The sequence below is a fragment of the Streptomyces yerevanensis genome, assembly GCF_000716805.1.
GTDB classification, from domain to species: Bacteria; Actinomycetota; Actinomycetes; order Streptomycetales; family Streptomycetaceae; genus Streptomyces; species Streptomyces flaveus.
In genome coordinates, this window is the sequence record NZ_JNWJ01000084.1 from 1 (window position 1) to 11,319 (window position 11,319).

Here is an 11,319-nt window from a genome sequence, read left to right on the forward strand (position 1 = left end):
CCAGTGGTCGGCCGGCTCGTACCTGGAGGACCAGGACCAGTGGTGGCTGCCCGGCATCTTCCGGGACGTCACCCTGCTGCACCGCCCGGCGGGCAGCGCGCTCGACTTCTTCGTGCACGCTTCGTACGACCATGTCAGCGGCGAGGGCACCCTGCGCGTCGACTCCGACGTCGACGGCCGGGTCACCGTGCCCGCCCTGGACATCGATGTCGCGACCGGCGGGTCCGTGACGGTTTCGGTCCAGCCGTGGACCGCGGAGACACCGAAGCTGTACGACGGCGTGCTGGCCACCGAGGGCGAGCGGATCCCCCTGCGGATCGGCTTCCGCACGGTCGTACTCGCGTCGACGACGACCGCTGGACTCCGGCGCTGATCGACCGCGCGTCCCGCATGGTCGAGCGCGACAAGAACCACCCGTCCGTCGTGATCTGGTCCCTCGGCAACGAGGCCGGCACCGGCCGCGGCCTGACCGCGATGGCCGAGTGGATCCGCGGCCGGGACGGCTCGCGCCTGATCCACTACGAGGGCGACATCAACTGCCGTGACACGGACATGTATTCACGCATGTACGCGGCCCATGACGAGGTCGAGCAGATCGGCCGGGACCTCGACGGGGGTACGCACAGGCGGCGTGGGCTCCCCTTCATCCTGTGCGAGTACGGGCACGCCATGGGCAACGGCCCCGGTGGTATCGCCGACTACCAGCGGATCTTCGAGGCGTACGACCGGCTCCAGGGCGGCTTCATCTGGGAGTGGATCGACCACGGCATCAAGGACGCGCGGTTCGGCTTCGCGTACGGCGGTGACTTCGGGGAGGAGCTGCACGACGGGAACTTCGTCTGCGACGGGCTGATCTTCCCGGACCGCAAGCCGTCGCCGGGGCTGGTCGAGTTCAAGAAGGTGATCGAGCCGGTCCGTATCGAGGGAGACGGCGCGGACGGGACCGTACGGGTCACGAACGCGTACGACTTCGCCGACCTGTCGGATCTCGCCTTCGAGTGGTCGTACCAGGTGGACGGCAAGACGGTCGAGGCGGGCAGCCTGTCCGTGCCGGCGCTGGCGCCGGGCGAGTCGGCGGAGGTGAAGCTGCCGACGCCGCCGTCGGGCGACGGGCGCGGGGCCGAGACGCAGTGGACGGTACGGGCGCTGCTGGCGGAGGACACCGCGTGGGGCAGGAAGGACCATGAGGTCGCGTGGGCTCAACTGCCGGTCAGTCCACGGGCGTTGCCGTCTGTCGTGGCAAGTGACAGGCCCAGCGCGAGCGAGCGGCTGATCTACGTCGGCCCGGCGTCCTTCGACGTACGCACCGGTGCGCTGAAGACGATCGGCAGGCTGAACGTCACGGATCTCCGTCTCGACGTGTGGCGTGCGCCGACCGACAACGACGAGGGCGCCTCCTGGCAGGACGACATCCGCTGGGCTTCGCTGTGGCGCAAGTACGGCCTGCACCGTATGCAACACCGCCTGGACGGCGTCGAGTTGAGCGACGACGCGTTGACCGTACGGACCCGGGTGGCGCCCGCCGCCTGGGAGGTGGGCCTGCGCACGGTGTACCGGTGGACATCCGACGGCAAGCGGCTGAAGCTGACCGTGTCCGTGGCGCCCGAGGGTGACTGGACGGTGCCGTTGCCGCGGCTGGGCATTCGCTTCGGGCTCGCGCAGGCGGACCAGGTGAAGTGGTTCGGTGGCGGTCCCGGCGAGGCGTACCCGGACACCAAGTCGGCCTCGATGCTGGGTCTTTGGCACTCCTCGGTGGATGAGCTGCAGACTCCGTACGTGCGTCCGCAGGAGAACGGCGCACGGGCCGACGTCCGTTGGGCGGAGCTCGGCGGGCTGCGGATCGAGGGCGACCCGGAGTTCTGGTTCTCGGCCAGGCGCTGGACCAACGAGCAGTTGGACGCGGCCCGGCATCTGACGGATCTGACCCCCACCGACACTGTGTGGGTCAACCTCGACCACGGCCAGCAGGGCATCGGCTCGCAGTCCTGCGGTCCGGGCGCGCTGCCGCAGTACCAACTGCGGGCGGCACCCGCCGAGTTCTCGTTCGTGTTCTCGGACCTTCGTGACTGACACGGTCACCCCGACTGCGGCCGGGCGGCTCTTCAGCCGTCCGGCCGCGGTCGCGTCATGTGTCGGTTTCGTCCTCATCGGCATACTCCAGTCGCTCTACGGCCCGGCGGTCCCAGGCCTGCGCGAGGAGTTCGGCCTCTCCCCCTCCGGGGCCGGACTCGGGCTCAGCCTGCACTTCACGGGCGGCGTCGCGGGCGTACTGGTCTTCAACGCGATCCACTCCCGAATCAGCAACAGGACGCTGCTCGGGGCGAGTTACGCCCTGATGGCGGCCGGCGGCGCGGGCTTCGCGTTCGCCCCGAACTGGCCTCTCGCGCTTGCCGCGGCCTTTCTCGGCGGCCTCGGTTTCGGCGGTATCGACTACGGCCTCAACCAGCTCTTCGCCGTCGGCTTCGGCAACCGCTCGACGGCGATGCTCAATATTCTCCACGCCCACTTCGGCATCGGCGCCGTACTCGGCCCGGCGCTCATCGCCTGGATGGGCCCGGACGGGTACGCGTACGCCTTCGGTGTGTGTGCGGTACTGGCGGGTGCGCTGATCCTGTGCACGGGCGGCGTGGGCCGGGAGGCACCGGCACTCTCAGTGGAAAAACCTGCCGCCACCGGGGGCCTTCTCTCCCGCGTACTCATCGGCTTCCTCGTCCTCTACATCCTCAACGTGGCCGTCGAGACGGGCGTCGGCGGCTGGGAGCCCACGCATCTGGAGACCGTCGGCTACAGCGCCACCGTCGCGGCCTCCGCCACCTCCGTGTACTGGCTGATGATGACCGTCGGCCGCTTCCTCGTCGTGCCGATCACGCTGCGGTACTCGCCCGAGCGCATCCTCACCGTGTGCGCGGCCGGGATGACGGCGTGCCTGCTGCTCGCGTTGATTCCGGGGGCGGCCCCATGGGCGTACGCGGGTGTGGGTCTGTTCATCGCGCCGGTCTTCCCGACCGGACTGCCCTGGCTCAACAGGGCCCTCCCCCAGGCAAAAAGGGCTGGCGCCTGGGTGATCGCAGCGTCGATGATCGGTGGGGTGGCGGCTCCTCCGCTGCTCGGGATGGGCATCGAATCGTCCGGCATCCGCGCGGTGCCGTGGCTGCTGACAGTGCTGTCGGGGGCCAGTCTCGTCGCGACCGTATGGCTGATCCGGCTGACCAGGAGGTCCGCTGCATGAGCGGCAGCATCGAGGTCCGGGGCTTGTCCCGTACCTTCCACACGACCGTGCGCCGACCCGGTTTCCTGGGCGCCGTCAGATCACTGGTCAACCCGGAGCGGGTCGCCAAGCACGCCGTCACCGACATCAGCTTCGAGGTGCAGCCCGGCGAACTCCTCGCCCTGCTCGGGCCGAACGGCGCGGGCAAGTCCACCACCATCAAGATGCTCACCGGCATCCTCACGCCCACGGCCGGTGAGGCGCGGGTCGTGGGCGCCGTCCCGTACGAGGAGCGCGAGCGCAACGCGCGCAACATCGGGGCCGTGTTCGGGCAGCGCACCCAGCTGTGGTGGGACCTGCCCGTGCGGGAATCGTTCGCGATCCTGCGCGACATCTATGACGTACCGGCGGACGAACACGCTTCGAGATTGCGGGAGTTCGACGAGCTGCTCGACCTGTCCTCGTTCTGGGACACGCGCGTACGGCATCTCTCGCTCGGCCAGCGCGTGCGCTCTGACCTGGCCGCCGCACTGCTGCACGACCCGCCCGTGGTCTTCCTCGACGAGCCGACCATCGGCATGGACGTGGTGGTCAAGGAGCAGGTGCGGGAGTTCCTGCGGTACCAGGTGGAGGAGCGTGGGCGGACGGTGCTGCTCACCACGCACGACATGACGGAGGTCGAGCGGCTCGCGGAGCGCGTCGTGCTGATCAACCACGGGCGGCTGGTCCTGGACGGCACGCTGGACGAGATCCGCCGGAAGTTCGGCTCGACCTGGCAGGTACGGGCCACGCTCGCCGATGCGCACGCCGTCGTCGAGCCGTGGCCCGGGGTCGTGCTCATACGGCGGGAGGGTCCTCAGGTGGTATTTGGCCCGGACGGGCCGACCGCCCCGACCGTCCACCAGGCGCTGAAGCAGGTCATCGAGCGGTACGAGGTGACCGACATCGCCCTGGACGAGGCCGAGTTGGAGGACGTGATGCGGGCGGCGTACGTCCAGGCGGGCGACATGGCCGCGGACATGGCGGGCGACGTGGCTGGTGACGTGGCCGCCCAGGCACCGGCTCAGACGCAGGGAGGCTGATCCGTGGCCATGCCCTCCGCCCTGCGCGCCTGGCGGGCCGCCCGGGTCACCCCGCTCGGCGAGCTGCACACCCCGCCCCGTATGACCGCCGCCCTGCTGCGACTGACCGTCCAGGTGGTGCTGGTCGCCTCGCTGTGGCGGGGCCTGTACGCGGCGACCGGCACCACCGCCGGGCTCGACCGCGAACAGGCCGTCACGTACGCCGTGCTCGCCGTACTGGCCACGCGCGTACGGGAGTTGGACCAGTACTCGGGCCGCGACACGGTGCTTCAGCACATGCACTTCGGCACCATCGTGTACTGGTATCTGCGCCCGCTGCCGCCGCAGCGCTACTACGCCCTGCGGGCGCTGGGCGAGCAGATCTACGGCTTCGCGTGGGCCATCGTCGGCTACGCGGTCTGTGTGGCCGCCGGAGTCGTACAGCTGCCCGAGTCGGCTGCCGTGGCAGGGGTATTCATGGTGAGCCTGCTGCTGGGGCAGTGGGTCCTGTACTACATCATGCTCGCCATCGACCAGCTGTGCTTCTTCACGCTCCGCAACGGCGCCGCGATGTTGATCCTGATCTTCGCGCAGAACCTGTTGTCCGGGGTGTACGCGCCGTTGTGGTTCTTCCCGGACTGGTTCATCACGCTCAGCGGCTTTCTGCCCTTCCAGGCGACGCTGAGTGTGCCGTTGTCGCTGCACGTGGGCCGGATCCAACTGTCGGACGCCTGGGCACAGTTGGCGATTCAGGCCGCCTGGGTGGTGGTCCTCGCCCTGCTCACCCGGCTGGTGTGGCGGCGAGCCGCCCGGCGCGTGATCTCCCAGGGAGGCTGACGGTGTCCTCGCAGAAGTCCTGGTCCACTCCCTTGTTCTCGCTGAAGCCCTGGCGGACCGTCTGGCGGATCACGAAGCTCAACTTCCGTTCGCAGCTGGAGTATCGCTCCGAGTTCCTGATGATGATCGCGATCGGTGCGATCTGGCAGGTGTCGGTGATCGTGTTCGCGACGGTGCTGCTGACCCGGTTCACCGGGATGGGCGGCTGGGAGAGCGCGGACGTACTGCTGATCGCGGCGATCCGGATGCTGGCCCACGGCCTGTTCGTGCTCTTCCTCGGCCGGGTGCACGGCCTGAGCCGCCACATCCAGGAGGGGGTGATCGACACGTACCTCGTCCGCCCGATGCCGGTGTACCGCCAGCTCCAGCTGCAGTACTTCCCCACGAACGCGATCGGCGACCTGACGGTGGCGGTCGGCCTGATGGTGGGCGCGCTGACCCGCAGCGAACTGGACTGGACGGCGGGCCGGATCACCTACCTCATCATCTGTGTACTCGGCGGGATGCTCCTGGAGGCGGCCCTGTTCACGGTGGTGGCCTGCGCCGCCCTCCGCTTCCCGGCCGCCGACTACTGGGGCCGCTGGCTGGAGGAACTGCTCGGCACCTTCGGCAGCTATCCCCTGAACGTGCTGCCGAAGGCGGTGGGCGGCTTCCTGACGTTCGCGCTTCCGCTGGCGTTCGTGGCGTACTTCCCGGCGGCCGTACTGACCGGGCACGGGCACGACACCGGCGTTCCGTACTGGCTGGCGGCGGCTTCGCCGCTGCTGGGGGCGGTGGCGTACCTGGGCACCAGGTTGCTGTGGAGGTGGAGTCTGCGGCACTACACGGGGGTGAACGGATGAAGGCGGCCACGACATCGTCATCCTCGTCCCCGTCCTCCTCCGACTTACGGGCCCGTCTCTCGGTCTGCCTGGTCTTCGTGATCCTGGGTGCCACCCAGGGCGGCTGGATGGCGCGCATCCCGGCGATCCGGGGTGCGGTCGGCCTGGACGTGTCCGAGTGGGGGCTGGTGAGCAGTACGTCCGCCGCCGGGGACCTCGTCGCGATCGTGCTGATCACCGCGCTGATCGGACGGGTGAGCACCCGCCTGCTGAGCCTCTCGGCAGCCGCCCTCATCCTGCTCAACGCACCGCTGCTGGCGGGGGCGTCGACCGTCCCCGCCCTGGTGACCGGGCTGACGCTCTGGGGTGTCGCGGCGACGTTCCTGGCCACGCCGGTGAACGCGCTGGCGGTCGCGGTGGAACGCCGCCATGGCAGGCCCCTGCTCTCGAGCTTCCACGCCACCTACAGCTGCGGGGTGCTGGCCGGCGGCGCCCTCGGCACGCTCGCCGCGGCCACCGGGGTGTCGCCGGGCGTGCAGATGGCGGTGAGCAGCGGCATCCTCGGGACACTGCTGCTCGTGTCCGCCGGCTGGCTGCCGGACGAGGAGATCCGCAAGGAACGCCGCCGGTCCGTACGGCAGCGCTTCACTCCCCAGCTGATCCTGCTCGCCTCCATCGCGTTCCTGGCGTCCTTCGTCGAGGGCGCGGCGTCCCAGTGGAGCTCGGTCTACACGGCCGACTATCTGGGCGAGGGCTCGGCGCTCGGTGCGGCGACGTACACATGCTTCTCCGTGGCGATCCTGGTGCAACGGCTGCTGGGCGACCGCTTCGTGGCTCGCCTGGGCCAACGCACCTTCGTACGGCTCTCGCTGCTGACGGTCGCCCTGGGTACGGCCCTCGTCCTCGTCCGGCCCGGCCTGCCGCTCGCTCTGGCCGGTTTCACCGTCGTCGGGCTTGGCATCGCCTGCGTCCTCCCGGCGGCGATCGGCCTGGCCGGCCAGCAGCCCGGAGTCCCGCCCGGCGAGGGCGTCTCCGTCATCACCATCGGCCAGTGGCCCGGCTTCCTCCTCGCCGGCCCCGCCGTGGGCCTCCTCGCGGGCACGGCCGATCTGCGACTGGCACTGGTGACGCTGATCGTGTCGGCGCTGGGGGCGGCGGTACTGGCGGGGCGGATACGGGAGTGACGGCTCTTTCGGGTTGATACCCGGCGGGACTCACGCGTGTCTGCGGGCTTCCCGGCAACCTCCTCCCGGTGGGCGGCGACTGGAGGGTGACGTACCACCGCACCCGCGGGCCCGGCCCTCACCCCCACATCGAGCCAGGAGCAGCATCCATGCCGTACTCCCCCAGACGTCGCCGTCGCCGTTTTCTGCGCCCCATCCCCCTCGTGGCCATCGGTGCGCTGGTCGCGGCGGCGGCCGTCACGGTTCCCCAGCTCACGCCCGACGCCAGCGCCGCCACCACGCTTCGCGGCCACGCCGACGCACGCGGCGTGAAGATCGGCGCGGCGGTCGCCGACGGCCCGTTGCAGAACGAGTCGGCGTACACGGCCGTCCTGGACCGGGAGTTCAACTCGGTGACCGCCGAGAACGCGATGAAGTGGGACGCGCTGGAACCCAGCCGGGGCAGCTACAACTGGGCCGCCGCGGACCGCCTCGTCGCGCACGTGAGCGCCCACAAGCAGGGGGTACGCGGCCACACCCTGGCCTGGTACAGCCAGCTCCCGTCCTGGCTCAAGAACGGGAACTTCTCCGCCTCCGAGCTGAACACGATCCTCAAGAAGCACATCGACACGACCGTCGGCCGCTACAAGGGCAAGATCTACTCCTGGGACGTCGTCAACGAGACGTTCAACGAGGACGGTTCGATGCGCAGTTCGCTGTGGCAGAACAAGCTCGGGACCGGCTACATCGCGAACGCGCTGCGCTGGGCGCACGCCGCCGACCCCACCGCCAAGCTGTACATCAACGACTACAACATCGAGGCGGACAACGCGAAGAGCGACGCCCTCTACGCCCTGGCCAAGCAACTCCTTTCCGACGGCGTCCCGTTGCACGGCATCGGCTTCCAGTCCCACTTCGTGGTGGGCCAGGTCCCCTCCTCGATGAAGGCGAACCTGAAGCGCTTCTCGGACCTGGGCCTGGAGGTCTCGATCACCGAACTCGACATCCGCATCCCCACGCCCGCCTCCTCCACCGAACTCGCCCAGCAGTCCACCGACTACAAGACGGCCAGCGAGAACTGCCTGGGCGTCCCCCGCTGCGCGGGCATCACGGTCTGGGGCATCACCGACAAGTACTCGTGGGTGCCGGGCACGTTCAACGGGTACGGGGCGGCCCTGCCGTACAACGAGAGCTACGGGGCGAAGCCCGCGTACACCGGCCTGTCGAAGGGCCTCGACCCAGCGGCCTGACGACCGTCCGGTCGGGCCGGTACGCATTGAAGAGCATGTTGTCCCCTCGTTCGGGGTCCCACGGCCCTGGCGGCGGCTTCGCGACTGCACGGGTGAAAAACGGCCTCCACGCCGAAGCGTCAGACCGCCGTCCGTCATCCAGCGGCTTGACTGATGCCGTGCGCGCGGTGACCGCGGCATGCCGTGCCCTGCGGCTCGGACGGGCCGGTGGCCTCAGTCGCTGTGCGGTGGCCGGCTGTGCCGGGGGCGGACCCCGGGTTGCCGGGAATCGCGCGGCATGGCAGGAGGCGAAGAGGGGACGGGCAGTGAAGGACAGCGCGGTGGACCGGTCGGAAGGGTTCGGCGAGCGGCTGCTGGGCTTGCTGCTGGATCGGGCGCAGCAGATGCCGCCGCAGCTGATCGCTCCACTGATCGCGGAGGAGGTGGCCAGGATCGGCGGCCGCGAGGTCTCCATCCTGCTGCAGGACTACGGGCAGGAACTGCTGGTACCGCTGCCGGGCAGCGAACTGCGCGTCGGCGAGCCCCAACCGATCGCTGACTCCCCGGCCGGACGGGCTTTTTTGCGGACGGAAGTCATCGAGGTGCCGCAAGCCGACGCCGTGCGGATGCACCTGCCGCTGCTCGACGGCAGCGACGAGGTCGGCGTCATGGTGCTCACCCTGGACAGCGTCGACGACGACGACCGGCGTCTGCTGCGCAGGCTCTCCGGCCTGGTCGCCGACCTGCTGGTGACCAAGAACGCCTATACCGACCAGTTCTTCCAGGCCCGACGGCGCGAGCCGATGAGCCTGGCCGCGGAGATGCAGTGGTCCCTGCTGCCGCCGCTGGCGATGTCCGTGCCTCAGGTCGGGGTGGCCGGGATCCTGGAGCCCGCCTACAACGTCGCCGGCGACAGCTTCGACTACGCCCTCAACGACAACATCCTGCATGTGGCCGTCGTCGATGCGATGGGCCACGACCTGGAGGCCGCCACGATGGCCACCGTCGCCGTCGGCGCCTACCGCCACGCCCGACGCGCCGACATCAGTCTCGCCGAGAAGTACGCGTTCATGGACCAGGCCATCGCCCGGCAGTTCGGGCCCGAACACTTCGTCACCGCGCAGATGATGCAGCTCAACGTTGCCACAGGCCACCTGGACTGGGTCAACGCCGGACACCCCCCACCGCTGCTGATCCGCAACCGCAAGGTCGTACGGGCGCTGGAGGGACCGACCACGCTGCCGGTGGGGTTCGGCGGCGACCAGCCCCGGGTCAGCGAACACCGGCTGCAGCGCGGTGACCAGCTGTTGTGCTACACCGACGGCGTGATCGAGGAGCACGAGGACGGCGCGGAGCTGTTCGGCGAGGAACAGCTCATCCGCTGCGTCAACCTCATGGGCCAGATCGAAGAGGGGGTAAGGGCGGAGGTTCGCTGGCTGTCCCACACGCTGAAGGAGGAACGCGGCGGACGCACCAGCGACGACGCGACCCTCTTTCTGATCGAGTGGCGCGGAGGCGCCACCGACCACCTCGCCGCACTGGACTGAATGCCCGCCACGGCGGGCTACAGGACCCGCGCCGACCTGTCGAACCGCATCAACCCGGCGGCCGGACCGTCGACCTGACCGATAAGGCTGAGGAAGTCGGTGCTGTCCGCCCACTGATCCACGCTGCCGATCAGTGGGCGGGAGCGCAGCTCCGGGTCGCTGACCGTCTGGTTCAGGGCCTGGGCGAAGCGTTCGGCGTGCAGGACCAGGAACGGGCGGTTGTGGTAGCGGCGGCGGGTGGGGTCGATCGGGTCGGTGAGGCCGGAGGCGTTGTGGAGGGTGGCGACCTTCTCGTACGCGTCGCACAGGTGCCGTTCCCGGTCCGCGTACTCCGTCGCGGCGAGCGCCCCGCGCAGCGCCGGGGTGAGGCCGGCGGCCACCGGCAGCCGGGCGAAGGTGCTGCCGAGCCATTTGCTGTACGGGGCGTATGTCCGCGACAGCAGGAGGCACAGCCGCATCAGGTCGCGGACCAGGCGCCCGGCGACCACCGCCGAGCCGAGGTCGTCCCCGACCTCCACGCAACGGCCGACGAACGCCTCCTCCTGGGAGAGCCGTTGCCACTGGCAGGCCAGCAGGTGGCGCCACACCTGGTCCGGGTACCAGGCAAGGCGCCGCCGTACGGCGTCCAGCGCGCCGAGTCCGTCGTGGAAGACGGCGCCCGCCGTCACCTCGGCGAGCCGCTGCTGCGGGATGGAAAGCCAGTCGTGCACGGTCAGTTCGGGGGTGGCGAGCGCGTCCACGCCGAGCTGCGCCACTAGCCACGGCCCGAGCCCGTCCACGGACACTCGGTGGTCTACGGGCCCGTCGACCAGTTCCATGTGGCCCGACACCGGGTCCAACGCGTCGTCGTCACGGCGCCGGAAGTGCGTAGGCCACCCGCGCACCTCCTTGGGCAGGCGCTCCGCCAGCAGCCGGTGGATGCGCTCGCCATGCTCGACTACGTCCTCGGCCGACAGGAACAGGTTCAAGCGCGGCCCCCACTCATGGTCCGCCGACCGTGCCGTGTCGAAGCCGAGCACCTCCGAACCCGAGCCGATCCGGGCGGCCGTGTAGCGCAGTCCGGGGTACGCCTCGGCGAGGATCGGCCGCACGGCCTCCTCGTAGAGGATCCGGGAGAGTTCGAGGCCGGGGATGAACGCGGCGCTGGGTGGAGTGGGAGCTGGTGTCGGCATGCGGTCACTGTGCCGGGGCCGGGCTCCCGCCCACCACCGGATTACGTGCGGGCCGGGTTCGCGCGCCGAAGGCGGCGGTGGCCGCGTCGGCGGGCAGGGTGTATCGGCTGTGAATGTTACACATTCGGGGAATCTGTAACGTTCGTAGATCTACCTGCCTGTGGGCAGCCGCCGCACCACATGCGTGTACGCGACTCCAAGAACACCGAGGGCCTCCAACTCGCCCTCTCCCCCACCACCTGGACGGAGTTCTTCACGTACGCGGCCGCCCGCGGCTGAGC

The 11,319-nt window shown here is 69.8% G+C and carries 9 protein-coding genes and 1 pseudogene; 9 read left to right on the forward strand and 1 reads right to left on the reverse strand.

The window, feature by feature from the left end; genetic code table 11:
* The 8 genes and pseudogenes from OP79_RS50070 to OP79_RS44065 form a co-directional block, all read left to right on the forward strand.
* Nucleotides 1-2,070, forward strand: a pseudogene (locus tag OP79_RS50070) (beta-galactosidase small subunit-related protein); the annotation flags it as partial.
* On the forward strand, nt 2,063-3,229 hold the full coding sequence (locus tag OP79_RS44035; RefSeq protein WP_033328783.1) for an MFS transporter: 1,167 nt from the start codon (nt 2,063-2,065) through the stop codon (nt 3,227-3,229). The pseudogene OP79_RS50070 and the gene OP79_RS44035, both read left to right, overlap by 8 nt.
* Nucleotides 3,226-4,290 (forward strand): ABC transporter ATP-binding protein, encoded by a 1,065-nt coding sequence (locus OP79_RS44040; RefSeq protein ID WP_051745565.1) that lies wholly within the window; start codon nt 3,226-3,228, stop codon nt 4,288-4,290. The genes OP79_RS44035 and OP79_RS44040 overlap by 4 nt, the downstream gene beginning before the upstream one ends.
* A 9-nt stretch (nt 4,291-4,299) precedes the next feature.
* Nucleotides 4,300-5,106, forward strand: a complete 807-nt coding sequence (locus OP79_RS44045) for an ABC transporter permease (protein WP_033328784.1) — start codon at nt 4,300-4,302, stop codon at nt 5,104-5,106.
* Nucleotides 5,107-5,108: 2 nt separating this feature from the next.
* Nucleotides 5,109-5,948, forward strand: coding sequence for an ABC transporter permease (locus OP79_RS44050; protein ID WP_245685663.1), 840 nt, complete (start codon nt 5,109-5,111; stop codon nt 5,946-5,948).
* The gene (locus OP79_RS44055; protein WP_051745572.1) at nt 5,945-7,111 is read left to right on the forward strand and encodes an MFS transporter; all 1,167 of its coding nucleotides are present in this window, start codon (nt 5,945-5,947) and stop codon (nt 7,109-7,111) included. The genes OP79_RS44050 and OP79_RS44055 overlap by 4 nt, the downstream gene beginning before the upstream one ends.
* A 149-nt stretch (nt 7,112-7,260) precedes the next feature.
* A complete protein-coding gene (locus OP79_RS44060; RefSeq protein WP_033328785.1) occupies nt 7,261-8,340 on the forward strand; it encodes a glycoside hydrolase family 10 protein in 1,080 nt (359 codons plus the stop codon).
* Nucleotides 8,341-8,660: 320 nt separating this feature from the next.
* Entirely contained in the window at nt 8,661-9,866 is a 1,206-nt protein-coding gene (locus OP79_RS44065; protein ID WP_245685664.1) for a PP2C family protein-serine/threonine phosphatase, read from the forward strand.
* 17 nt (nt 9,867-9,883) lie between these two features.
* On the opposite strand, the gene OP79_RS44070 is transcribed toward OP79_RS44065, so the two are convergent.
* Nucleotides 9,884-11,038, reverse strand: coding sequence for a DUF4037 domain-containing protein (locus OP79_RS44070; RefSeq protein ID WP_078492415.1), 1,155 nt, complete (start codon nt 11,036-11,038; stop codon nt 9,884-9,886).
* Between the two features lie 180 nt (nt 11,039-11,218).
* Between OP79_RS44070 and OP79_RS52965 the strand changes: the two genes are divergently transcribed.
* The gene (locus OP79_RS52965; protein ID WP_078492416.1) at nt 11,219-11,317 is read left to right on the forward strand and encodes a DUF397 domain-containing protein; all 99 of its coding nucleotides are present in this window, start codon (nt 11,219-11,221) and stop codon (nt 11,315-11,317) included.
* Nucleotides 11,318-11,319 lie beyond the last annotated feature (2 nt).